Here is a 24749-nt window from a genome sequence, read left to right as displayed (position 1 = left end):
TTCCACTGACCGCAGCAACCTGCGGCAGGCAGGGGAGGGTTGGCCACCCCTGCAACCCCCAGCAACAGGTACGGCCCAGGCCAACAAAGCTCCGGCCCACCAGAACCAGACCGGCCCCGACGAGAACAGGCGGAACAGCATAGCCATGCAGGACCTTGGAACCATCAGCCCAAGCCTCGAGGAGTTCCGGGAACTGGCCGGCCACAGCCGCGTCATCCCCGTCCGGCTCAAAGTACTCGCTGACGCCGAGACCCCCATCGGCTTGTACCGCAAGCTCGCCCAGGGGCAGCCCGGAACGTTCCTGATGGAGTCGGCAGCCGTGGGCGGGGCCTGGTCCCGCTACTCCTTCATCGGCGCCCGGTCCCGGGCCACCTTGACCACCAAGGACGGCAATGCCCACTGGCTGGGAGAGCCGCCGGTGGGAGTCCCGGTAGGCGGCAGTCCTGTGGACGCCATCCGCGACACCATCGAAGCCCTGCGCACCGACCGGTTCGAGGGCCTGCCGCCCTTTACCTCCGGCCTGGTGGGTTTCCTTGGCTGGGAAACCGTGCGCCACTGGGAACGCCTGGTCAGCCCGCCCGAGGACGATCTGCAGCTGCCGGAGATGGCGCTGAACCTCGTCACGGACATGGCGGTCCACGACAACGTGGACGGCACCGTGCTGCTGATCGCCAACGCCATCAACTTCGATGACAGTTCCGAACGCGTGGACGAGGCCTGGCACGACGCCGTCGCCCGGGTCAAGGCCCTGCTCACCAAGGTCAGCACCCCCGTGGCCCAGCCCGTCTCGGTGCTGGCCCCGGCCGCACTGGACTTTGCCTCCAGCGTCCAGGAACGCTGGGACGAAGCCGAGTACCTGGCAGCACTGGACCGCGGCAAGGAAGCCATCGTGGACGGCGAAGTGTTCCAGGTGGTTATTTCCCGCCGCTTCGAGATGGAGTGCAATGCTTCGGCCCTGGACGTCTACCGGGTCCTGCGCAACACCAACCCCAGCCCCTACATGTACATCTTCAGCCTCGAGGACGCGGAGGGCCGGGAGTATTCGATCGTGGGCTCCTCGCCGGAGGCCCTGGTCACCGTGACCGGCGAAGAGGTCATCACCCACCCCATCGCCGGATCCCGCCCGCGCGGCAAAACTGTGGAAGCGGACAAGGCCCTCGCCGAAGAGCTGCTCGCGGACCAGAAGGAACGCGCCGAGCACCTGATGCTGGTGGACCTGTCCCGCAACGACCTGTCCAAGGTGTGCGTGGCGGGAACGGTGGATGTCACGCAGTTCATGGAGGTGGAGCGCTTCAGCCACATCATGCACCTGGTGTCCACCGTGGTGGGCCAGCTGTCACCACGGGCGAAGGCCTACGACGTGCTGAAAGCCACCTTCCCGGCAGGTACCCTCTCCGGCGCCCCGAAACCGCGCGCCCTGCGGCTCCTCGACGAACTGGAACCGCACCGCCGCGGCATTTACGGCGGAGTGGTGGGATACCTCGATTTCGCCGGCGACATGGACATGGCCATCGCCATCCGCTCCGCGCTGCTGCGCGAAGGCCGGGCGTATGTCCAGGCCGGCGGCGGCATCGTGGCCGATTCCGTCAACCCCACGGAAGCGCTCGAAACCGTGAACAAGGCTGCCGCCCCGCTCCGCGCCGTGCACACGGCAGGTTCGCTGCAAAACATCTCTGCGGAATCACTGCCTGGCCGGACGGACTCCTGATGTCCGGTCCTGTTGTCCCCGGCAGGGCTGGACCGGCAGCGGAACAGTCCGGGACACCAGCAAAGCGTGCAACGCCCGCCTGGGCCCGCAAGTCCACATTGATACTGCTGGTGGCCGTCCTGGCCCTGGCGGTCTTCGGCACCACTACCCAGACCTGGATGACTGTCACGCTGGACCCGAACCAGGTGGGCCAGGCCGGTGCCGCGCAGTCGGCGCTGGACGTCCAGGGCAGTAAGGCTGCCACCGCCGTCACGGCTTTGGCGCTCGTGGCCCTTGCCGGCGGCCTGGCGGCCGCCATCGCCGGCCGGATCGCCCGGTGGATCATCACCGCCATCATCGTCCTGGCCTCAGCGGGAATCGTCGCCGCTGCGTCCACCGTCCTGGCCGACCCGCTGGCGGCAGCCCAGGGCGCCATCGCGGCCGCCACGGGCATCACCGGCAGCCAGGCGCAAGTAGCCGTCACCGCGTTCCCGGCCCTCGCCGTCGTCGCCGGTTGCCTGCTGGCCCTCGCCGGCCTGCTCATCATTCCGGCCAGCCGGCACTGGAAAACCCGGACCAAATATGACGCGCCGGCCCTCGGCGGGGCCGCCGCCACGTCAGGACCGGTCGACGAGATCGACAGCTGGGACAGGCTTTCCAAGGGCGATGATCCCACCTGATTGATCGCCGGCGCCGGACAAGCCCGGGCTGCCATGCCGCCGATACGCGGCCCGCAGCCAAAAAATGGCAGAATGTAAGCAGTATCCACCCTGAGGAGATTTTCCATGAGCAAAGCACCTGCATCCGTTTCCAAGTCAGGCACCCGCACGGTTGCCCCCGGCGCCATTGACCACAGCCAGGAACTCGGCCACGGCAACAGCCCCGCGGCCTGGACCTGCGTCATTGTGATGCTGGTGGGCGCCCTCATCGCGTCAATCGCCTTCGTTATCGCCAGCACCCCCATCTTCATCGCGGGCGCCGGCGTGATGGTCCTCGGCCTCATCCTCGGCTACATCATGCGCAAGGCAGGCTACGGCGTCGAAGGCAGCAAGCTGAAGAACTCCGGCCACTGATGGCAACTGTTCTCGATGACATCAACGCCGGTGTCAGGGAGGATATGGACGCCCGGAAACGCCTCGTTTCCCTGGCTGAACTGAAGGACCTGGCCCAGGGCGCAGCACCCGCCCGCGACGCCTGGGCCGCCCTCGGCGGCACTTCCCCGTCGCGTGAGCAGCTGAAAGTCATCGCGGAGATCAAGCGCCGCAGCCCTTCCAAGGGCGACCTCGCAGCCATTGGCGATCCCGCTTCCTTAGCGCGGCAGTACGCCGACGGCGGTGCCTCCGTCATCAGCGTCCTCACCGAACAGCGCCGCTTCAACGGCTCCCTGGCGGACCTGGACGCGGTACGCGCCGCGGTGGATGTGCCCTTGCTGCGCAAGGACTTCACCCTCGACGAGTATCAGATCTGGGAAGCCCGGGCCCACGGCGCGGACCTGATCCTGCTGATCGTTGCTGCGCTCTCCGATGCCCAGCTGAACGAGTTCTCGGCACTGAGCCGCGAACTGGGCATGAATGTGCTCGTCGAAACGCACACCGAAGAGGAAATCGAGCGGGCGGTCGCCGCCCAGGCGCGCATCATCGGAGTGAACGTTCGCAACCTGAAGACGCTCGACGTCGACCGTTCCGTTTTCGCGTCCCTCGCGGGCCTGATTCCGGCGCAGGCCCTGGTGGTCGCCGAATCCGGCGTCCGCGGCGTGGATGACGTGACGCACTATGCCGCCAGCGGCGCCAACGCGGTCCTGGTGGGGGAGGCCCTGGTGAGCCACTCCACCCCCCGAGAGCGGATTGCAGAGTTCACGGCGGCAGGCGCCGCCGCCCTCGCCGCCCGGGGCTGACGCAGCGCCCCTGGCCGCGGCACCGCGGACAGGGGCTGCCAGCCGCCTGAGGCGCTTTTGTTCCGGCCCACCGGCGGGAACACCACAACTTACCGAACGATCAACTGGAACAGGACGGGACTGATGGCCGACGCACCCTCAGGAAACGCTGACAACAAGGCCGCGGAAGCATTCCTGCAGGGCGGCTCCCTGAAACACGCCCCGGGGCCGTACTTCGGCAGCTACGGGGGGCGCTGGATGCCCGAGTCCCTCATCGCCGCCCTGGACGAGCTCGAAGAGACGTTCGACAAGGCCAAGGACGATCCCGACTTCCGGGCCCAGGTCGCGGACCTGAACAAAAACTACTCCGGCCGTCCCTCGCTGCTGACCGAAGCCAAGCGCTTCTCCCAGCACGCCGGGGGAGTCCGGATCTTCCTCAAGCGCGAGGACCTGAACCACACCGGCTCCCACAAGATCAACAACGTCCTGGGCCAGGCGCTGCTCGCCAAGCGCATGGGCAAGACCCGTGTGATCGCCGAGACCGGCGCGGGCCAGCACGGCGTCGCCAGCGCCACCGCCGCCGCCCTCATGGGCCTGGAGTGCGTGGTGTACATGGGCGCCGAAGACTGCCGCCGCCAGGCGCTGAACGTTGCCCGGATGGAGCTCCTGGGCGCCACCGTCATCCCCGTGACCAGCGGCTCGCAGACCCTCAAGGACGCCATCAACGACGCCCTGCGCGACTGGGTGGCCAACGTGGACAACACCCACTACCTCCTGGGCACCGCCGCCGGCGCCCACCCGTTCCCGGCGATGGTCCGCTACTTCCACGAGGTCATCGGCGAGGAAGCACGCGCCCAGATCCTGGACCAGGAAGGCAGGCTCCCGGACGCCGTCTGCGCCTGCATCGGCGGCGGCTCCAACGCCATAGGCATCTTCCACGGCTTCCTGGACGACCCGTCCGTGAAGATCTACGGGTTCGAAGCGGGCGGCGACGGCGTGGAAACAGGCCGCCACGCGGCCACCATCACGCTGGGCAAGCCGGGAGTCCTGCACGGCGCCCGCTCGTACCTCATGCAGGACGACGACGGCCAGACCATCGAGTCCCACTCCATCTCCGCCGGCCTGGACTACCCCGGCGTCGGTCCGGAGCACTCCTACCTCTCGGACATCGGCCGCGTCAGCTACGAACCCATTACCGACAGCGAAGCCATGGAAGCGTTCCGCCTCCTCTGCCGTACCGAAGGCATCATTCCCGCCATCGAATCCGCGCACGCGCTGGCCGGCGCCATCAAGGTGGGGCAGCGGCTCGCTGCCGAAACCGCTGAGGCCGGCGGGACCGCGCAGGACAAGATCGTGATCGTGAACCTCTCGGGCCGCGGGGACAAGGATGTGGCCACCGCCGCCGAATGGTTCGATCTGTTGGACAAGAATTCCGCCGAGTCTGAAATCGGCAAAGAGGGGGAGCAGCTGTGAGCACCGCACAGACCACCAGCAAGTCGGCCGCGGCCATCGACAAGGCACGCGCCGAAGGCCGCTCCGCCCTGATCGGCTACCTTCCCGCCGGATACCCGAGCGTGGAGGAGACCATCGCCGCAGGCATCGCCCTGGCCGAGAACGGCGCGGACCTGATCGAAATCGGCATTCCGTACTCAGATCCCGTGATGGACGGCCAGGTCATCCAGGCTGCCACCACCGAGGCCCTGGCCAAAGGCTTCCACGTCCGCCAGGTCTTTGATGTGGTGGCAGGCATCACCAGCAAAACCGATGCCGCCGTCCTGGTGATGACCTACTGGAACCCGGTAGTCCGGATGGGCGTGGACGAGTTCTCCCGGCGCCTGTCCGAGGCGGGCGGCGCCGGCCTCATCACCCCGGACCTCATCCCTGACGAGGCTGCCGAGTGGATGGAAGCCTCGGACAAGTACGGCCTGGACAGGGTGTTCCTCGTGGCGCCGTCCTCCACCACGGAGCGGATGCAGCGCACCGTGGACGCCAGCCGCGGCTTTGTCTACGCAGTCTCCATCATGGGCGTCACCGGCGCCCGGACCTCCGTCAGCACCGCCGCAAAGGACGTGGTGGCCGCAGCGCATGCCGCCGGTGCCGAGCGTGTGTGCGTGGGACTGGGCGTCTCCAATGCCGAACAGGTCCGCGAGATCGCCGCCTACGCAGAAGGCGTGATCGTGGGCACCGCATTGGTGGCCGCAATCCGCGACGGCGGCGTGGACGCCGTTGCCGCCCTCACCAAGGACCTCAGCACTGGATTGACCCGGGAAACCGGCCTGACCGGGGAAGAAGCCTAATCCATGCAGACGCTCCTTCAGGCGGCGGCCCTGGTGCCGGCCAGCATTCCCAGCCCGGACTGGTCCGGGTTCGATATTCCCCTGCCCTGGGGAACGCTGCGCATCCACGCCTACGCCCTGTGCATCCTGGCCGGCATCGTGGTGGGCCTGTGGCTCACGTCGGTCCGCTGGGCTAAGCGCGGCGCGCCCGAAGGCAGTGTCTGGGACATCGTGGTCTGGGCCATTCCGTTCGGAATCATCGGCGGCCGGCTCTACCACGTGGTGTCCTCGCCGGACGCCTACTTCGGCCCCGGCTTTGACGGCACCGGCGACCTCTCCCTGATCCCGCAGATCCAGCGCGGGGGCCTGGGCATCTGGGGCGCCGTGGTCCTGGGCGCGGTCGGTGCGTGGATCGGCTGCCGCCGCAGCGGCGTCAAGCTCAGCGCGTTCCTGGACGCCGCCGCCCCCGGGCTGCTGCTCGCCCAGGCCGTGGGCCGCTGGGGCAACTACTTCAACCAGGAACTCTTTGGCGGGCCCACCACGCTGCCCTGGGGGCTGCAGATCGACGCGGACAACCCCAACTTCCCCGCCGGAGTGGCCGCGGACACCCTGTTCCACCCCACGTTCCTGTACGAATCGCTGTGGAACCTGGCCGGCGTCGTTATCCTGCTCGCCCTGGACCGGAAGTTCAACTTCCGCCGCAGCAGGCTGTTCTGGCTCTACGCCATGTACTACACGCTGGGCCGGGTCTGGATCGAAGCCATGCGCATCGACGATGCGGAGCAGATTTCGCTGTTCGGCATCACCACCCGGCTGAATGTCTGGACCAGCATCTTCGTTTTCCTGGCCGCGCTGGCGGCGTTCATCGTGCTGGGATTGAAGAAGAGGACGGAGCCGGACACGGTATACCTGCCGGGCCGGAAACCTTCGGAAAGACAGGGCGGGGAGGCCGTAACAGGCACCAGCGACTCGGTCCGTGATACGGACCCTGTTGTCTCAGATAGTGAATCGCGTGATAATCTCCCTGATAACCAAAGCGGTTCCAGGCCCGAATCCGTCCCCGCGGAAGAGGCCTCGGCAGCACCGGCCGGCGTCAAGCCGGGACAGGATGCAACGGCTGCCGGACATTCCGGCAGTACAGCCACCGGAGCCGCACCGGAGGCCGGCACCAGCAAGTAAACCGCCGGCCCGAAGGGCAGCAGAGCCACCGCTCGAAGCTCCCGAAAACCACAGTGTCGTGGCATGGGGCCAAATCTGTACAGCATAGAGCTGCTGTCAGGTGAAGCCCTGGGCAGGGGCCTGCGTAACCGTTAGTTCAGCAGGCCGGGCTGACCTACAATTTCCAGTAAGTAACACTTTGTTGTGCCCATGTGAGCGGCGCCCGACGAGTGGGGCCAACGGTGTCCCTTCCATACGCACGATCAGGAGGAAGGACGTCTCCCATGACCCAAACTCTTCACACTCCCAGCTGGTCTGAACCGGATCAGCCTGAGACTGCCATGTCGCCGTTCAAGCGCTTCGCGGCCTTGCCGGAGGCCAGCGGGTTGTACAACCCCGAGCAGGAGAAGGACGCCTGCGGTCTTGCGATTATCGCCACCCTTCGCGGCGAACCCGGCTACGACATCGTGGATGCCGCCCTCACCGCCCTGCGCAACCTCGAGCACCGCGGTGCCGTGGGCGCGGACGAAGGCACCGGTGACGGCGCAGGCCTCCTCATGCAGATCCCGGATGAGTTCTTCCGTGCGGTCACCGAGTTCGAACTTCCCGCACCCGGCCAGTACGTTGCCGGTACCGCTTTCCTGCCGGCAGAGCAGCGCGAAGCCGACGCCGCGAAGGCCGGCATCGAAGGCCTGGCGGCTGACGAGGGCCTGAAGGTCCTCGGCTGGCGCGAAGTGCCCATTGTGGCCGACCTCGTCGGTGCCATGGCCCGTGCCTGCATGCCCTACTTCTCCCAGCCCTTCCTGGCATCCGCCACCGGTGAGGAACTGGACCGCAACGAACTGGACTCCCGCGCCTGGCGGATCCGCAAGCGTGCCCAGAACAAGTTCGGGGTGTACTTCCCGTCGCTGTCCTCGCGGACCATCGTCTACAAGGGCATGCTCACCACCGCCCAGCTGGAGCCGTTCTACCCGGACCTCTCGGACAAGCGGTTCAAGACCAAGCTGGCGATCGTCCACTCGCGCTTCTCCACCAACACCTTCCCGTCCTGGCCGCTGGCCCAGCCGTTCCGCACCATCGCCCACAACGGTGAAATCAACACCGTCAAGGGCAACCGGAACTGGATGCGCGCCCGCCAGTCCCAGCTTGCCAACCCGCTGCTGGGTGACTCGCCGGAAGAGCTGTACCCCATCTGCACCCCGGGTGCCTCCGACTCCGCGTCCTTCGATGAGGTAGCCGAGCTGCTCTGGCTCTCCGGCCGCCCCATCACGCACTCGATCATGATGATGATCCCCGAGGCCTGGGAAAACCACGCCACCATGGATCCGGCACGGCGTGCGTTCTACGAGTACCACTCGCTGCTGATGGAACCGTGGGACGGCCCCGCAGCTGTTTCCTTCACCGACGGCAACCTCGTGGGCGCCACCCTGGACCGCAACGGCCTGCGCCCCGGCCGCTTCTGGATCACCGAGGACGGCCTGATCGTCTTCGCCTCCGAGGTGGGCGTGATCGACGTCGAGCCCTCCAAGGTGGTCAAGAAGGGCCGTGTGTCCCCGGGCAAGATGTTCCTGGTGGACACCGAGGCCGGGCGCATCATTGACGACGAAGAGGTCAAGGCCGAGGTGGCCGCCGCCAACCCGTGGGCGGAGTGGGTCAAGGACAACCTGATCGACCTCAACGACCTTCCCGAGCGCGAGCACGTGGTCCACACGGCTGCGTCCGTGAACATCCGCCAGCGGACCTTCGGCTACACCACCGAGGAACTGAAGATCCTGCTCGGCCCGATGGCCCGTACCGGTGCTGAACCGCTGGGTGCCATGGGCTCGGACACCCCGGTGGCCGTGCTGTCCAAGCGCCCCCGGTTGCTCTTCGACTACTTCGTGCAGTCCTTCGCCCAGGTGACCAACCCGCCGCTGGACGCCATCCGCGAAGAACTCGTCACGTCGCTGACCTGTGCCATCGGCCCCAACGGCAACCTCCTGGACACCAAACAGGTCCGCCAGCCCCAGGTCCAGCTGCCGTTCCCGGTGATCAACAACGACCAGCTCGCCAAGATCGCCAACATTGAGGACGCCGACGGCAACCGCGTGGCCATGAAGGTCCGCGGCCTGTACCGCCCCGAAGGCGGCGAGAACGCGCTCCGTGCCCGGCTCACCGAAATCTGCGAGCAGGTTTCCGGCGCCATCAACCGCGGCGTGCAGTACATCGTGCTGTCCGATCGTGACTCGAATGCACAGTGGGCACCCATCCCGTCGCTGCTGCTGGTCAGCGCGGTCCACCACCACCTGCTCCGCAGCGCCAACCGCACCAAGACCGCCCTGGTGGTCGAGGCCGGCGACGTCCGCGAGACGCACCACGTGGCAGTGCTCATCGGCTACGGCGCCTCCGCAGTCAACCCGTACCTGGCCATGGAATCCGTGGAGCAGCTGATTGCTGCCGGAGACGTCACCGGCGTCACTCCGCAGGACGGCGTCTACAACCTCATCAAGGGCCTGGGCAAGGGCGTCCTGAAGATCATGTCCAAGATGGGCATCTCCACCGTGGCGTCCTACACCGGCGCGCAGACGTTCGAGGCACTGGGCCTGGGACAGGAACTGGTGGACGAATTCTTCGCCGGCACGCACTCCCAGCTCGGCGGCGTGGGCCTGGATGTCATCGCGGCCGAAGTTTCCGCGCGGCACCAGATGGCCTACCCCGAGGGCGGCATCGAACAGCCCCACCGCCCGCTCCTGGGCGGCGGCGAGTACCAGTGGCGCCGCGACGGCGAGCCGCACCTGTTCAACCCGGAGACGGTCTTCCGGCTGCAGCACGCCACGCGTGAACGCCGCTATGACATCTTCAAGGCCTACACCAAGGGCGTGGACGACCAGTCCCAGAACCTGATGACCCTGCGCGGCCTGCTCAAGTTCAAGAACGAGCGCCCCGCGGTTCCGCTCGAGGAAGTGGAGCCCGTCTCCAGCATCGTCAAGCGGTTCTCCACGGGTGCCATGAGCTACGGCTCCATCTCCCAGGAGGCCCACGAGACGCTGGCCATCGCCATGAACCAGCTGGGCGGCAAGTCCAACACCGGTGAAGGCGGCGAGGACGTGGAGCGCCTACTCGACCCCAAACGCCGTTCGGCAGTCAAGCAGATCGCCTCCGGACGCTTCGGCGTCACCAGCCTTTACTTGACCAACGCCGACGACATTCAGATCAAGATGGCGCAGGGCGCAAAGCCCGGCGAAGGCGGCCAGCTCATGGCGCAGAAGGTCTACCCCTGGGTGGCCCGGACGCGGCACTCGACCCCCGGCGTCGGACTCATTTCCCCGCCCCCGCACCACGACATCTACTCCATCGAGGACCTGGCGCAGCTGATCTACGATGCCAAGCGCGCCAACCCCTCGGCCCGTGTGCACGTCAAGCTCGTCTCCGAGGTGGGGATCGGCACCGTGGCATCGGGCGTGACCAAGGCGAAGGCCGACGTCGTGCTCGTTTCCGGCCACGACGGCGGAACCGGCGCCTCGCCGCTGAACTCGCTCAAGCACGCCGGTGTCCCGTGGGAGCTCGGCCTGGCCGAGACCCAGCAGACGCTGATGCTCAACGGCCTGCGCGACCGCGTGGTGGTGCAGGTTGACGGCCAGCTCAAGACCGGCCGCGACGTGGTGATCGCCGCGCTGCTCGGCGGTGAAGAGTTTGGCTTCGCCACCGCACCGCTGGTGGTGGAAGGCTGCATCATGATGCGCGTCTGCCACCTGGACACCTGCCCCGTGGGTGTGGCCACCCAGAACCCGGAACTGCGGGCACGCTTCAGCGGCAAGCCCGAGTTCGTGGTCAACTTCTTCGAGTTCCTTGCCGAGGAAGTCCGCGAGATCCTGGCCGAGCTGGGCTTCCGGAGCCTGGAAGAGGCCATCGGCCACGCCGAGGTCCTCGACGCCCGCGAGGCGATCAACCACTGGAAGGCCGACGGCCTGGACCTGGATCCCATCCTGCATGGGCTGGAGTTTGACGACGACGCCCCGCTGCGGAACATGACCGGCCAGAACCACGAGCTGGACAAGCACTTCGACCAGCGGCTCATCACCATGGCCACCGAGGCCCTGACGGACCGCAGCCCGGTGAAGATCTCCGTTGACGTGATCAACACGGACCGTTCCGTGGGCACCATGCTGGGGCACGTGGTCACCAAGACGTTCGGCACGGACGTCCTGGCCACGGACACCATCGATGTGACCCTGAGCGGCACCGCCGGCCAGTCCCTGGGCGCCTTCCTGCCCGCAGGCATCACCCTGCGGCTGTTCGGCGACTCGAACGACTACGTGGGCAAGGGCCTTTCCGGCGGCCGCATCATCGTCCGGCCGGACCGCACCAACGTGTTCAAGGCCGAGACGAACGTCATTGCCGGCAACGTGATCGGCTACGGCGCCACCAGCGGCGAGATGTTCCTGCGCGGCCAGGTGGGCGAACGCTTCCTTGTCCGCAACTCGGGTGCCACCGCCGTCGTCGAAGGCATCGGCGACCATGGCTGCGAGTACATGACCGGCGGCCAGACGCTGATCATCGGCCGCACCGGGCGCAACTTCGGTGCCGGCATGTCCGGCGGCACCGCCTACGTCCTGGACCTGGACACTGCCAAGGTCAACAAGGACGCCCTGCAGTCCGGTGAACTCCAGCTCCGTGAGCTGGACGCCGAGGACCGCGACATCGTGCATGGACTCCTGGTCAAGCACGTTGAAGAAACTGACTCCCAGCTGGCGGCGCGCCTCCTCGAGAACTTCGATGACACCGCTGCCCGCATCACCAAGGTGCTGCCGCGGGATTACGCGGCCGTGCTGCAAACCCGCCTCGACGCCATTGAAGAGGGCCTGGACCCCGACGGCGAAGAAGTGTGGTCTCGAATCCTGGAGGTAACCGGTGGCTGATCCACGCGGATTTTTGAAAGTACGTCAGCGTGAAACCCAGCCGCGCCGTCCCGTTCCCGTCCGCATCATGGACTGGAAGGAAGTGTACGAGGCACAGGAAAAGGGCACGCTGAAGGCGCAGGCCGGCCGCTGCATGGACTGCGGCGTCCCGTTCTGCCACCAGGGCTGCCCGCTGGGCAACCTCATTCCCGAGTGGAACGACCTCATGTGGCGGGACAAGGGCGAGGAAGCGATCGAGCGCCTGCACGCCACCAACAACTTCCCGGAGTTCACCGGCCGCCTGTGCCCGGCTCCGTGCGAGGCGTCCTGTGTGCTGGGCATCAACCAGCCCGCCGTTACCATCAAGCAGGTGGAAGTCTCCATCATCGACGAAGCCTGGGACAACGGCTGGGTCAGCCCCCTGCCGCCGGCTCGCCTGACCGGAAAGACCGTTGCCGTCGTCGGCTCCGGCCCTGCCGGCCTGGCCGTGGCGCAGCAGCTGACCCGTGTGGGCCACACCGTTGCCGTGTACGAGCGTGACGACAAGATCGGCGGCCTGCTGCGGTATGGCATCCCCGATTTCAAGATGGAAAAAGAGCAGGTGGACCGCCGCATCGAGCAGATGAAGTCGGAAGGTACCCGCTTCCGCACCGGTGTTAACGTGGGCACGGACGTGACCTGGGAGCAGCTGCGCAGGCGCTATGACGCCGTCGTGGTCTGCACCGGCGCCACCGTCCCGCGTGACCTGCCCATCCCGGGCCGCGACCTCGACGGCGTCCACTTCGCCATGGATTACCTGGTGCCGGCCAACCGCGTTGTCGCGGGGGAGCAGATCGAGGACCAGATCCACGCGCAGGGCAAGCACGTGGTGATCCTGGGCGGCGGCGATACCGGAGCGGACTGCCTCGGCACCGCCCACCGGCACGGCGCTGCGTCGGTGACCACCCTCGCCATCGGCAAGCAGCCGCCGGCCGAGCGTGCCAGCCACCAGCCCTGGCCGACGTTCCCCACGCTCTTTGAAGTTGCCAGCGCGCACGAGGAAGGCGGCGAGCGGACCTACCTCGCCTCCACCGTGGAGTTCGTGGGCGAAAACGGCAAGCTGACCGGCGTGAAGGTTGCCGAGACGGAGTTCGTGGACGGCAAGCGCCTGCCCAAGGCCGGCACGGAGCGGATCATCCCCGCTGACCTGGTGTTCCTGTCCCTGGGCTTCACCGGCGCGGAGCCTGCCGGGATCACCGAACAGGTGCACGCCGAATTCGACGGCCGCGGCAACGTGTCCCGCGACGGCTACTACATGACCAACACCGAAGGTGTCTTCGTGGCGGGCGACGCCGGCCGCGGACAGTCCCTCATTGTGTGGGCCATCGCCGAAGGACGTGCCGCTGCCGCAGCCGTGGATAAATACCTGATGGGCAGCACCATCCTGCCCGCACCCGTGGCGCCTACGGACCGGGCCATCGCCGTCCTCTAGAGCTGCACCGAGGGTTCACCTCTTCGACAACTTAACCAATGCAAGAGACCAATAGGGTAGGTATATGAGACGCGCAAAAATTGTGGCTACGTTCGGCCCGGCAATTGCCAGCTATGAAAACACCCTCGCGGTGCTGGAAGCCGGTGTTGACGTTGCCCGTATGAACATGAGCCACGGCGACTACTCCGTGCATGACAACACCTACGAAAACGTCCGGAAGGCAGCCGCCGATCTCGGCAAGGCTGTGGCCATCATGGCCGACCTGCAGGGACCCAAGATCCGCCTTGGCCGGTTCGTTGACGGCCCGCACGCCCTCGCCGTCGGTGACACCTTTACCATCACCACCGAGGACGTTCCCGGCACCAAGGACATCTGCTCCACCACGCTGAAGAGCCTCACCGAGGACGTCAACGTGGGAGACGCGCTGCTGATCGACGACGGCAAGGTGGCCCTGCGTGCCACGGCGGTCGACGACGTCAAGGTGGTCGCCGAGGTGACCGTGGGCGGCATGGTGTCCAACAACAAGGGCATCAACCTTCCGGGTGTGGCTGTCAACGTCCCCGCGCTGAGCGAAAAGGACGAGGACGACCTCCGCTGGGCCATGCGCCGCGGTGTTGACCTGGTGGCACTGTCCTTCGTGCGCGACGCCTCCGACATCACGCGCGTCCACGAGATCATGGACGAAGAAGGCCGCCGCGTGCCGGTGATCGCCAAGATCGAAAAGCCGCAGGCCGTGGAGCAGCTGCCCGAGATCATCGACGCGTTCGACGCGATCATGGTGGCCCGAGGTGACCTGGGTGTGGAGCTTCCGCTGGAGGAAGTGCCGATTGTGCAGAAGCGCGCCATCGAGCTGGCCCGCCGCTGGGCCAAGCCCGTCATCGTGGCAACCCAGGTCCTGGAATCCATGATCGACAACCCGCGCCCCACCCGCGCAGAGGCATCAGACTGCGCCAACGCCGTGCTTGATGGTGCAGACGCCGTGATGCTGTCGGGCGAGACGAGCGTGGGCAAGTACCCGATCGAGACCGTCAAGGTCATGGCCCGGATCATCGAATCCACCGAGGTCCACGGCCTGGAGCGCGTCCCCCCGCTGGGCACCAAGCCCAAGACCCGTGGCGGCGCCATCACCCGTGCCGCCGTCGAAATCGCCGACCAGCTGGACGCAAAGTACATCTGTGCTTTCACCCAGTCCGGTGACTCCGCACGCCGCCTGTCCCGCCTGCGGCCGATCAAGCCGGTCTTCGCCTTCACCCCGGTGGAGCAGGTCTGGAACCAGCTGGCGCTGACCTGGGGCATCCAGCCGGTTCTGGTGCAGATGGTGGACCACACCGACGCCATGACCGCGCAGGTTGACCGCAGCCTGATGGAGATGGAACTGGTCCAGGACGGTGACCTGGTGGTCATCGCCGCCGGTTCCCCTCCCGGAAAGGCCGGTTCCACGAACTCGTTGAAGGTGCACAAGGTGGGCGACCTCGCCGACTCCACCCGCGCAGGTGAAGTCACCAGCAACAAGGAAAAGCTCGGCCCCTGGCCGGAAAAGAAGAAGAAGGCCTAGGCTTTCTGACACGAAAGGACCCCCGCCGGTTGGCGGGGGTCCTATTTTCGTTTTGTCGCTCCGGTGGTTGAGCCAGTCGAAATCAACAGGCCCAACCCGTCGGCGCTAGTTGACCTGGTTGATGATCGTTTCGGCCACTTCGCGCATGCTGAGGCGGCGGTCCATGGAGGTCTTCTGGATCCAGCGGAAAGCTTCGGGCTCGGTGAGGCCCATCTTGGTGGTGAGCAGGCTCTTGGCGCGCTCCACGAGCTTGCGGGTGGCGAACTGCTCCTGGAGGTCGGAGACTTCGCTTTCGAGGGCTTTGATCTCCTCGTGGCGGGAGAGCGCAATCTCGAGCGCAGGGATGAGGTCAGCGGGGGTGAAGGGCTTCACCACGTAGGCCATGGCGCCGGCGTCGCGGGCGCGCTCCACGAGTTCCTTCTGGCTGAAAGCGGTCAGCAGGACCACGGGGGCGATGCGGGCCTTGACGATCTTTTCGGCTGCGGAGATGCCGTCCATGACGGGCATCTTGACGTCCATCAGGACCAGGTCCGGCTTCAGTTCCTCGGCCAGCTGGACGGCCTTCTCACCGTTGTCTGCTTCGCCGATGACGTCATAGCCTTCGCCGCGCAGGATTTCGATGATGTCGAGGCGGATGAGGGTTTCATCCTCGGCCACAATGACGCGGCGCGCCGGCTGGGACGATGGTTTTGACTCCGTCTGTTCAGTCACGGGATCTCCTTGGAAAGGTACGGCGGGGACATCACTATCTTAGGTGTGCGCCCGGTCCAGTACTTGATCTGCATGGTTGGTTGCGGCGTCGGCGGCGCGATTCTGGAATTTAGCCTATCTGCATGTAGAGTAATTCCGCGTACGTGAAGCGATCGCGTTGCTCACAATCAGCTGTGGGCGTAGCCTTTTGCTTCGTGTAATCCGCGCCCGAGTGGCGGAATTGGCAGACGCGCCGCACTCAAAATGCGGTATCGAAAGGTGTGTGGGTTCGAGTCCCACCTCGGGCACAGTGTTTCCGCAGGTCAAAGGCCTGTTTAGTCTTTCAGTGTTGACAAAACCGCCCAAAGTGTTGACAGCGGCGTACCGTTTTTTGTGTGGCAAGCATTCGAAAACGCACCAAAAAGGACGGCTCATCGTCCTACATGGTGTTGTGGCGGGACCCGAAGAGCCGCGAGCAGCAGGGCATCACTGTTCCTACCCTCGTCGAAGCCGAGACCCTGAAGAGGCTTTTGGACGCCAATGGCCAGTCCTTCGAGATCGCGCAGCATGCCATCCTGTCGAACGAGAAACGCACGCCCACTGTGGCCGAAGTCATGCAGGAACACATCGACCTGTTGATTCGCCCATCGAGCGGAACCACGAAGACGTACCAGACGATGCTGGACCTGCATATCCGGAACGTCATCGGCCATGTACCGGTGGACAAGCTGGACTACCGGCTGATCGCGCACTGGGTGAAGTCGATGATGGCGAAGGGCAAGGCCCCAAAGACCATCCACAACGTGCATGGCCTGATTTCGGCAGCCATGAACACGGCGGAGATGCTCGGCTACATTACGCGGAACCCCTGCCGTGGGGTTCAGCTACCGGGCATTGAGAAGGCCGAGGACGAGGCGATGTTCCTCACCCATACGGAGTTCAGCCTCATCATGGAGGGGATGGGGGAGCGATACAAGGCCTTCACCAATTTCCTGGTCATGACGGGCACCCGCTTTGGCGAGGCCACCGCCCTTACTGTTGCCGACGTGGACCTGCTCTCCAAACCGCCCACGGCCCGGATCAACAAGGCCTGGAAGCGGGACGGACAGAACCAGTACTACATCGGGGCGACGAAGACAGGCGCCGGTAAGCGGACCATAGGGTTGAACCCTGCCCTTGTGGAGCTGCTGATCCCGCTGGTTGCGAGCAGGCCGGGGAGGGAACTTGTGTTCACGACGCCCAAAGGTGGGCGAATCATCCACAAGCTTTACTGGCACGACTACTGGGTTCCTGCCGTTCGAACGGCCCAAGCAATCGGGCTCACTAAGAATCCGCGGATTCACGACCTCCGCCACACCCACGCGTCCTGGCTGATCCAGGACGGAGTGCCCTTGTTCACCATCTCGCGCCGGCTCGGGCATGCCTCTACACGGACTACTGAGCAGGTGTACGGGTACTTTATGCCGGAGGCGCTGCAGGCTGGCGCTTTCGCTGCTGAGCGTTCCGTCACGGCTTTTCAGCGGTAGCGGTCTGACTAGGGCGTGTCTCCTTATTGGCGTAGCCAGATCAGGACCGAGTAGAGGGCGACCCCGGAGCGGTAGGTGATGGCGAGTTTGTCGTATCGGGTGGCGATGCTGCGCCATTGCTTGAAAATGCGCCCGGCGCGCAGCCCCGGTCATGTCGGTCGGGTTCCAAGCCGTCATGAAAGTGGAAAGCAACGCCTTACTTTTGGAGATCCCGTGGAGATCGAACTCTTTGAACCCGCAGAAGCAGCCGCGCTGATGCGCTGCGCCGAATCATGGCTTCGCGATGGCGCCACCAGCGGACGCTTCCCGCACGCGTGCTGGCCCCCACCCGGCCGACGCATTGGACCCTAGAATACTTGCCGGTCTTCCAGGCTTGGACCAGTGCGGAGACGGCGGCGATGGCGCCTTCCCGGCTCATCAACGTCGTGCTGTCGGCCTCGAATAAGGCGCCGGCATCAAGTGTGGTGACGAGTGGCTGGTTGGGCTGTGGTGGCGAGAGCGGGGCCCCAAAGCAACAATCCACGGTTCCCGTGGAAGCCCTCCGTGCCACGCTAGCTAACAGGCTCACAAACAGCACCAAGTACTGACCGGCCTCGACCGTGGCAGACACCTCCATGATCTGCCCGCACAGGCTCTACCCACCAGAGACAAAAGTGACGCGAGGACAACTTTCTCCCACCACGGCGCGTCAGCGACGCTGGTTCGTTAGCTAGACCCCTCGTCACCGAGCACGGCGAAGGCCAAGAGCCTGTGCCAGCTCTCGATACGATTCGACGGTGGGCGCTCCATCCGCAAGGAGCTGGATGGCAACGTGGTCGGCCCCGGCGGCGTGGTGGCCGCCCTCCAGCCGTTCGGCTACCCGGGCGGCTGTGCCCTGTAAGACAAGGTCGTCGATCAGCCGGTCGCTTCCACCATTGATCATCTCGTCCTCGCTGTAGCCGAGGGACAGGAGGTTGTTGCGGTAGTTCACCCGCTGGAGGTAGGGGTCATCAACGAATGCGCGTCCGACCGCGCGGGTGATGCTGGGGTCGGAGCCCAGGACGACCTTCTGCTCGGGAGCGAGGAGGGGGAGTGGCCCCAGGAGATCTCGCGCCTTCTTCGTATGCTCCGGAATGGTGAGGTAGGGATGTGCTCCCAGTGACCGGCGTCCGGATAGGCGCACCATGTCGGGGCCCAGGGCGGCAAGGACGCGTCGATCGGACGGCACGTCGCCGGCGTCGAGACGGTCGAGGTAGTGCTTCACTGCCGTGTACGGCTTGTCGTAGACGCTCTGGTTGGACTCGCGATGGCCGGCACCAATGCCCAGAAGGAACCTGCCAGGAAAGCGCTGCTCGATGCGATGGAACGCTGGGCCAACGATGTCTGCATCTGTGGACCACACGTTGATGATTCCCGTGGCAATGACGATGTTCTCTGTCGCCTGCAGCAGTTGCTCTACGACGTGCAGTTCGCTGTCCTTCGAGCCGCCGATCCACAGAGCCCCGAAGCCCAACGTCTCCAGTTCCTTCGCCAGGACCGGTGTCCAGGTGTCTGCTACCTTCCACACCCCGTAGCGCTGAAGTTGATTTTTCATAAGTCTCCTTTGCTCATCACTGTGCGCGTGAAGCCGAACCCGCGCAGCAGTGCCTGAGCCTTGCGCGCGGCCTGCCGAGGGCTCGTTCAGAAAGCCATGAAGAGGATCTCTTCGCGCGAATACTCCCGGCCAGGGTGCTCGACGCGAAGGTGCTCATTCGCCTTGGCTACAAGGTCATCTTCATCCGTCCGTGAATGGTCTGACCGCACGGGCACTCCAAGGTCTTCTTCACAGTGGATACTCCTTCTAATCCGTCATTCAGGTCAGGGTATTGGTTAGAGACCTCGGCCAAACGCTGCGAGGGCCTCGTAGGCGAGGCCCATCCCTTGGAGCTCGAGTGTCTGCTTCTTGATCGGCTGAACCATGAGGGAGCGCGTGAAGCGGAGCGTCGAATCCGATTTTTCGGCGATCCTGCGTGCGATCTCCCAGGCACGCTCAAGGACGCGCTGCTGTGGCAGGACTTCCTTGACGAGCCCCCAGCGAAGCGCCTCCTCAGCGGTGATGACCTCTCCGGTGAGCATGTACGCGCGGGCGCGGTTTATGCCCAGCAGCATGGTCATCCAGATGTGGCTGCCATCGCCCGGTACCAAATCCTGGAGATCGAAGTGGGCGGAATCCTCGAAGGAGGCGGTCTCGGATGCGATCACGATGTCCGAATACAACGGCATTTCGCAGTGGCGACGCACGGGACCGTTGACCGCCGCGATCACGGGCACGGGGATGTCAAGCAGCGCATTGTTCATCTCGCGCTGATTGGTCCAGGCAAGTTCTTCCCACACTGCGTACTCGTCGGCGAGGTTGCTCTGGCGGGTCAGGGTTCTGCCTCCGGGAGCGTCGGCTCGCGGGCCGATGAAGTCGGTACCGGTGCCGGTGATGATCACCACCCGATTCGCGCGGTCCAGAGCGATCTGCCGGAACGCGGCGGTGAGATCCCGGTGAGTCGTTTCTCCCATGCGAAGGAAGTCGTTGTCCGAATGTAGCTGCACCAGGAGGATTCCATCCTCACCCCTAGTCAGTTTTATGTGCTGATAACTGTGTTGGTAATCGACGAACTCCGTCACGGTGAGCGACTCCTTCGTTGCTGTATATGGCACAGAAAACTGTGACGCGGAAACAGTCCTTCGATTGTGCCTGAGTTCGTAGCGACGAACACGGCTTACACAATAGCGGGAGGCAGACACCACACCACGCTGAATACGAATCTACCGTATCATTGATCGGATTCCACTCTATTGCCCTTCCTCGGGTGTTCGGCCCTACTGTCGTAGGCAGACCGGAGGGGGACGCCCCTAGGATTGCAGAATGCCGGGTTGTGCGCTGGTTGGCGTGACATTCGTGTTGGGATGCTGTTAGCATGCCTTGAATACGATTTCTAGGGTCGGGGGCTCATCGGCGGCGGTACTCATCGCGTCCACGCGAACGACAGCATGATGTCACCGCGGGGAGCGCATCGAGAGGGGACTACTGATGTCATCGAGCCAACTCACGTTGAGCGATGTCGAGCAACTGCAGGCGATCGCGGCCATCACACGGGTCAAGAGCAAGTATGCAAACAGCATCGATCACCGCCGCTGGGATGAGTTCGAGTCGCTCTTCGCTCCTGATGCGCAGCTAGATGAGAGTGACTTCCCGAATGCCCGCAAACCAGGTTCAAACGAACCAGCCTCTAAGGCTGCGTTCGAGTATCTTGAGGCGGTTGCGAGCCAGGGGGCTGTATGGCCGGTCGTGGGCCGAGCCGCCATCCGTGCCACGGTCTCATCGACCCGGGAGGACCACGGCATGGTCCATCACATTTTCAACCCTGACATCGAGCTCACGTCCGATACCACTGCCACCGCAGTTTTCCGTTACGAGAGCCACCACTGGCTCCTCACGGGCGAGCCGGTGGCCTATATGCACAACTTTGGTACTTATCACGAGAGCTACGTTCGACTTGACGACGGACGCTGGTACATCAAAACACTTCGACTTGCCCGCCTGCGCGTGGAGTGCAGTTAGGCGCCAGCCGAAGGCTCTCTGGCGCGAACGTCGGGTCGACCGCGCACCCGTGGTGCGCAAACATGCAACATCGCCTCGCCTCTTGTCGATGCGAAACACGCGGGAAAAACTGGCTGAAAGGGTAGTGAAGTGGGTAACAGGCTGGATGGCAAGGTCGCCATCATCACGGGCGGAGCACGAGGACAGGGCGAGGCCGAAGCACGACTCTTCGTCGCTTAGGGAGCGAAGGTCGTCATCGCGGACGTGCTCGACGATCTTGGCCAGGCGCTGGCGTCAGACCTCGGCGAAAACGCCCTCTACGTCCACCTGGACGTCACCAGCGAGGACGACTGGAATGCTGCGGTCGCTACAACCATCGAGCGATTCGGACCTCCTACGGTTCTCGTGAACAACGCCGGGATAACGCAGCACCGAACGATCGATCAGATGGTGAAGGAAGATCTGCTCAACATTCTATCGGTCAACGTTGTGGGCCCCTGGCTTGGCACCAAGGCGGTGTTTGATCCGATGCGGCGTGCAGGTGGCGGATCGATCATCAATATCGGGTCGACGAACAGTGGCCGTGGAGAAGCCGGAGGCACCGGGTACACCACCTCTAAGCACGCCCTGGCCGGTCTCACCAAGAGCAGTTCGATCGAGTTCGGGCCTTTCGGCATTCGCGTCAATCATGTGCTTCCCGGTGGCATCAAGACTCCGATGTCGGCGACCTCCGGATCCTGGTACGGCGCCGGTGTGCTGGATACCAACCCCATAGAGTGGGCCTTGCCTTTGCGGCGTTGGGGCCGGCCGGAAGAGATCGCCTACTTGGTCCTTTTCCTCGCCTCCGACGAGTCCAGCTACTCCACCGGATCGGAGTTCACAGCGGACGGCGGAATGACCGTCGATCATCCGGGCAGGCCCGCCCGGGCGTGGGTTGAACACCGCGAAGCACTCTTGGCGGAGCAAAATGCCGCGGTCGCGCTTTCAGGCCGCCCGCCCTCAGAATAAGAGTCGGGATTTCACTGCTCAAACACCGCATCCTCGATGACCCGATGCTGGCCGGGACTATCGAGGATGTGGTGTTTGCCGTTGGTGGCGATGACGACATGGACACTCCGCCGTCGACCGGGAGCATGACCCCAGTGATGTAGGCCGCCTCGTCTGAAGCGAGGAAGCCGACTCCGATGGCGATCTCGTGTGGATCGGCGAACCGCCGAAGGGGATCGTCTCGGTGAGCTCGGTAAGCCTCGCCTCCGATGGAGGAGATCATCCTGGTCTGTGCGTTCGGCGAGACCGCCTTCACGGTGATGCCAAAGTTCGCGAGCTCCTTCGCTCCGGTCTTGGTGAATCCGATGATCCCCGCCTTGGCCGCGGCGTAGTTGGCCTGACCGAAGTTGCCATGCATCCCGGAATAGGAGGTGACGTTCACGATTCGTCCGAAGCCCTGCACTCGCATCGGCCTGACTGCCGCTCGTGTGAGTCGGAAAGTGCGGGTGAGGTGCACCTCCAGCACGCTCTGCCAGTCCGCATCCGTCGTCTTCCAGAGCACCCCGTCGCGGAGGATGCCAGCGTTGTTGACAAGAATGTCCAGGGATCCGGTTTTCTGAACGACCTGATCGATGACCTTGCCAAACTCCGCCCGTTGCCACGAGGCAAGCGATTTCGTATCCAACGCCCCGGGCGGCTCCGCTGACGACGGCTGCCCTGTCATGAAAGTCGAACGAAAGGGTCAGCTGGTCTCCTCGGGGAATTGGTTGCCATTTCTAAGGATGTTGCGGCGCGCCGGTGCCCGGCCCCAGGGGTCAGGGGAGCAGGAAGATCACCATTTCGGTGACGCAGGCCGGCTTGTCGTGCCCCTCGATTCCACGGTGACTCGAGCGACGAGGCGGTGATGGTCCCGGATCGTCTCCTCCAGGGCGACAATCTCGACGCCTCCGCGAAGCCGTGAACCGACCGGGACTGGCGCGGGGAACCGGGTTCGTTCCGCACCGTAGTTGATCCGGGTGATCGACTCGCCGAAGTCGATGAGCCCTTCAATGAACATGCTAACGAGAGACAGTGTCAGGTAGCCGTGCACTATCGTGGACCCAAAAGATCCGGAGGCCGCGCGGACGGGGTCGACGTGGATCCACTGATAGTCCCCGGTCGCCTCGGCAAAATCATCGATGCGCTGCTGGGTGCTGGTCGTCCAAGATGACTCCGAGGTGTTCCCCGACGGCCCGGCCGATCTCGTTAGCGCTCGAGACGCTCCGACGGCCTTGGTCCGTCATCGCACAACCCCGAACAGCCCCGCTGCTCCCATACCGACGCCGACACACATGGAGATGACGACGAGCTGCGCCCCCGGCGACGTCCCTCCAGGAGCGCGTGCCCGACCATTCGTGCACCCGACATGCCGTAGGGTGACCGACGGGAGATCGCACCTCCGTCAACGTTGAGGAGGTCGGGATCGATGCCGAGCTCGTCGCGGCAGACAGGGCTTGTGAGGCGAACGCCTCGTTGAGCTGCCAGAGGCCGATGTCGTCGATGTCGAGTGAGTGGCGTTCCAGGAGCGTCCGTACCGCGGGAACAGGACCGACGCCATCTCCTCCGGGCTGCACCCCGCGACCGCCATTCCCCTGTAGATCCCCAGTGGGTTCAGGCCGCGACGCTCCGCTTCGGACGCTTCCATGAGGACAGCTGCAGATGCGCCATCCGAAAGCTGGCTGGAATCTCCCGCGGTGCGCTGGAGACGGCCGAGGGGAATCCGTCTGGTAGCACCGGGGTGAGGTTAGCGAGAGCCTCCGCGGCAGTACCGGGACGGTTTCCCTCATCCCTCTCTCGCAGCACGGACACATCGGGGATGGGCCCGCCGCATCTCACAGACCAATGCCTCGACCTCGGCCGCGGTCCTTCCCGCAGTCCATCGAAGCCACCAGCCGCATCTTCGCCTTCAGCCGTAGACGGACTGCCGGGACACCCCGTAGCGCCATGCCACCTCGGCCACCGGGGAGCCATCCAGTCCCTCGAGCACCGCCCGGTACCTCTGCTCGACCAGCCAGTCGCCACCCTGCTGCGGATTCGCAATCCCTGGCGACATGACGCTCTAGCGGACAGTCAGCGTGTCCGGCGCAACTTTCTTGACATCGTATTCAAGCGTGGGTAGCGTCAGTCTTTGTCACGCGAGCGAGTCGCAGCCGCGATTCCTCGACCATTGGATGGGCGCCCGCTTCGACGTGCGTCAAACTTAGAGGGCGGCAATCGCATGGGGCGTCTGGCCAACAAGGTGGCGATCATCACCGGCGGCTCTGGTGGCATCGGGGAAGCCCTAGTGAAGCTCTTCGCCCATGAGGGCGCGAGAGTCCTCGCGACCGGACGTAACGAGGCGCGGCTCAATGAGTTGGTGTCGGACCTTAATCGACAGTTGAACAGCGAGCGAGTGTTCGGCGTCACGCATGAAATTACGAGCGAAAGCGACTGGGCCAACGTAGTTGCCAAGGCAGTTGAGGTTTTTGGCCAATTGGACATTCTAGTGAACAACGCGGCGATCCCTGGCCGCGCGAGCGAGGAGCCGTGGGACGTCGACGCTGAAAACGCCACGACGGTTCTGACGACCAACATCATGGGTGCAATTCTCGGCATCAAGGCGGCCATGCCCGAGCTGAAGAAGTCCGGGGCGGGATCGATAGTCAACGTGTCGTCTGCTGCCGCATTCGTGGGCGGGGTCAGTGGTGGATCGGTGGCCTATGCGTCGTCGAAAGCGGCGGTAGGTGCAGTCTCTCGGGAGATTGCTCTTGGCGTTGCCAGGGACGGCGTTCGAGTCAACACGGTGTATCCCGGCCTCGTTCGCACGCCTATCCTCGAGAACTTCCCACAAGAGAGAATCGCTCGCACGTTGTCGAAGATCCCGATGGGGTTCGCTGCGGATCCCATCGACATCGCGTACGGCGTGCTTTACCTTGCCTCGGACGAATCGCGGTTTATGACGGGCGCGGACCTCGTCATCGACGGTGGGCACACCGCTCAGTAGCGGGGCGGCGACCGATCCCCGATCGGTGCTGCAGCGTCACCCGTGGCCTTTGCATACTCGCGCGGCACTCCGTGCCT

19 protein-coding genes, 1 tRNA gene and 2 pseudogenes are annotated in these 24749 nt (G+C 64.7%); 15 read left to right on the top strand and 7 right to left on the bottom strand.

Annotated features, from left to right (window positions below):
- The first annotated feature begins 145 nt into the window (after positions 1-145).
- The 10 genes from ARTSIC4J27_RS12115 (at position 146) to pyk (ending at position 14897) form a co-directional block, all read left to right on the top strand.
- A complete protein-coding gene (locus tag ARTSIC4J27_RS12115) occupies positions 146-1708 on the top strand; it encodes an anthranilate synthase component I (protein WP_050055435.1) in 1563 nt (520 codons plus the stop codon).
- Positions 1708-2367, top strand: coding sequence for a Trp biosynthesis-associated membrane protein (locus ARTSIC4J27_RS12110; protein ID WP_050055434.1), 660 nt, complete (start codon positions 1708-1710; stop codon positions 2365-2367). Before ARTSIC4J27_RS12115 ends, ARTSIC4J27_RS12110 begins: the two co-directional genes overlap by 1 nt.
- A 105-nt stretch (positions 2368-2472) precedes the next feature.
- Positions 2473-2760 (top strand): HGxxPAAW family protein, encoded by a 288-nt coding sequence (locus ARTSIC4J27_RS12105; RefSeq protein WP_050055433.1) that lies wholly within the window; start codon positions 2473-2475, stop codon positions 2758-2760.
- Positions 2760-3581 carry an indole-3-glycerol phosphate synthase TrpC gene (gene trpC / locus ARTSIC4J27_RS12100; protein ID WP_050055432.1) on the top strand — a complete coding sequence of 274 codons (822 nt, stop codon included), beginning with the start codon at positions 2760-2762 and terminating at the stop codon, positions 3579-3581. The genes ARTSIC4J27_RS12105 and trpC overlap by 1 nt, the downstream gene beginning before the upstream one ends.
- A 123-nt stretch (positions 3582-3704) precedes the next feature.
- A complete protein-coding gene (trpB, locus tag ARTSIC4J27_RS12095) occupies positions 3705-5033 on the top strand; it encodes a tryptophan synthase subunit beta (RefSeq protein ID WP_050055431.1) in 1329 nt (442 codons plus the stop codon).
- Positions 5030-5857, top strand: a complete 828-nt coding sequence (gene trpA / locus ARTSIC4J27_RS12090; RefSeq protein WP_050055430.1) for a tryptophan synthase subunit alpha — start codon at positions 5030-5032, stop codon at positions 5855-5857. Before trpB ends, trpA begins: the two co-directional genes overlap by 4 nt.
- A gap of 3 nt (positions 5858-5860) precedes the next feature.
- Entirely contained in the window at positions 5861-7015 is a 1155-nt protein-coding gene (gene lgt / locus ARTSIC4J27_RS12085) for a prolipoprotein diacylglyceryl transferase (RefSeq protein WP_050055429.1), read from the top strand.
- A gap of 263 nt (positions 7016-7278) precedes the next feature.
- Positions 7279-11892, top strand: coding sequence for a glutamate synthase large subunit (gene gltB / locus ARTSIC4J27_RS12080; RefSeq protein WP_050055428.1), 4614 nt, complete (start codon positions 7279-7281; stop codon positions 11890-11892).
- Entirely contained in the window at positions 11885-13342 is a 1458-nt protein-coding gene (locus ARTSIC4J27_RS12075; RefSeq protein ID WP_050055427.1) for a glutamate synthase subunit beta, read from the top strand. Before gltB ends, ARTSIC4J27_RS12075 begins: the two co-directional genes overlap by 8 nt.
- A 64-nt stretch (positions 13343-13406) precedes the next feature.
- Entirely contained in the window at positions 13407-14897 is a 1491-nt protein-coding gene (gene pyk, locus ARTSIC4J27_RS12070) for a pyruvate kinase (RefSeq protein WP_050055426.1), read from the top strand.
- 105 nt (positions 14898-15002) lie between these two features.
- On the opposite strand, the gene ARTSIC4J27_RS12065 is transcribed toward pyk, so the two are convergent.
- The gene (locus tag ARTSIC4J27_RS12065) at positions 15003-15608 is read right to left on the bottom strand and encodes an ANTAR domain-containing response regulator (RefSeq protein ID WP_050055425.1); all 606 of its coding nucleotides are present in this window, start codon (positions 15606-15608) and stop codon (positions 15003-15005) included.
- A gap of 205 nt (positions 15609-15813) precedes the next feature.
- Here ARTSIC4J27_RS12065 and ARTSIC4J27_RS12060 point away from each other — a divergent pair.
- A tRNA-Leu gene (locus ARTSIC4J27_RS12060) sits at positions 15814-15895 on the top strand.
- Positions 15896-15982: 87 nt separating this feature from the next.
- On the top strand, positions 15983-17113 hold the full coding sequence (locus ARTSIC4J27_RS12055; RefSeq protein WP_050055424.1) for a tyrosine-type recombinase/integrase: 1131 nt from the start codon (positions 15983-15985) through the stop codon (positions 17111-17113).
- A 721-nt stretch (positions 17114-17834) separates the two neighbouring features.
- Here the strand turns inward: ARTSIC4J27_RS12055 and ARTSIC4J27_RS12050 are convergent.
- Together ARTSIC4J27_RS12050 and ARTSIC4J27_RS12045 are read right to left on the bottom strand one after the other, a co-directional pair.
- Positions 17835-18686, bottom strand: a complete 852-nt coding sequence (locus ARTSIC4J27_RS12050; RefSeq protein ID WP_050055423.1) for a TIGR03620 family F420-dependent LLM class oxidoreductase — start codon at positions 18684-18686, stop codon at positions 17835-17837.
- A 275-nt stretch (positions 18687-18961) separates the two neighbouring features.
- Entirely contained in the window at positions 18962-19747 is a 786-nt protein-coding gene (locus tag ARTSIC4J27_RS12045) for an enoyl-CoA hydratase/isomerase family protein (RefSeq protein WP_050055422.1), read from the bottom strand.
- Between the two features lie 406 nt (positions 19748-20153).
- Between ARTSIC4J27_RS12045 and ARTSIC4J27_RS12040 the strand changes: the two genes are divergently transcribed.
- Together ARTSIC4J27_RS12040 and ARTSIC4J27_RS12035 are read left to right on the top strand one after the other, a co-directional pair.
- Positions 20154-20684 (top strand): nuclear transport factor 2 family protein, encoded by a 531-nt coding sequence (locus ARTSIC4J27_RS12040; RefSeq protein ID WP_050055421.1) that lies wholly within the window; start codon positions 20154-20156, stop codon positions 20682-20684.
- Between the two features lie 231 nt (positions 20685-20915).
- Positions 20916-21551, top strand: a pseudogene (locus ARTSIC4J27_RS12035) (SDR family NAD(P)-dependent oxidoreductase); the annotation flags it as partial.
- Here the strand turns inward: ARTSIC4J27_RS12035 and ARTSIC4J27_RS23575 are convergent.
- The 4 genes and pseudogenes from ARTSIC4J27_RS23575 to ARTSIC4J27_RS23570 all read right to left on the bottom strand — a co-directional run bounded on the left by ARTSIC4J27_RS23575 (position 21541) and on the right by ARTSIC4J27_RS23570 (position 23742).
- A complete protein-coding gene (locus ARTSIC4J27_RS23575) occupies positions 21541-22374 on the bottom strand; it encodes an SDR family oxidoreductase (protein ID WP_407681128.1) in 834 nt (277 codons plus the stop codon). The pseudogene ARTSIC4J27_RS12035 and the gene ARTSIC4J27_RS23575 overlap by 11 nt on opposite strands.
- A 108-nt stretch (positions 22375-22482) precedes the next feature.
- Positions 22483-22830, bottom strand: a complete 348-nt coding sequence (locus ARTSIC4J27_RS12030; RefSeq protein WP_235436662.1) for a MaoC/PaaZ C-terminal domain-containing protein — start codon at positions 22828-22830, stop codon at positions 22483-22485.
- 65 nt (positions 22831-22895) lie between these two features.
- Positions 22896-23476 (bottom strand): annotated as a pseudogene (locus ARTSIC4J27_RS23035) (hypothetical protein).
- Positions 23477-23595: 119 nt separating this feature from the next.
- Positions 23596-23742: a hypothetical protein gene (locus ARTSIC4J27_RS23570; protein WP_161799576.1), complete on the bottom strand. Its 147-nt coding sequence runs from the start codon at positions 23740-23742 to the stop codon at positions 23596-23598.
- A gap of 165 nt (positions 23743-23907) precedes the next feature.
- On the opposite strand from ARTSIC4J27_RS23570, the gene ARTSIC4J27_RS12025 reads away from it, so the two are divergent.
- Positions 23908-24672: an SDR family NAD(P)-dependent oxidoreductase gene (locus tag ARTSIC4J27_RS12025; protein ID WP_050055420.1), complete on the top strand. Its 765-nt coding sequence runs from the start codon at positions 23908-23910 to the stop codon at positions 24670-24672.
- The last annotated feature ends 77 nt before the right edge of the window (positions 24673-24749 follow it).

This window comes from Pseudarthrobacter siccitolerans, from assembly GCF_001046895.1.
Lineage (GTDB): Bacteria > Actinomycetota > Actinomycetes > Actinomycetales > Micrococcaceae > Arthrobacter > Arthrobacter siccitolerans.
The sequence above is the reverse complement of the archived record's forward strand: the minus strand, read 5'-3'. Positions and strand labels throughout refer to the sequence as shown.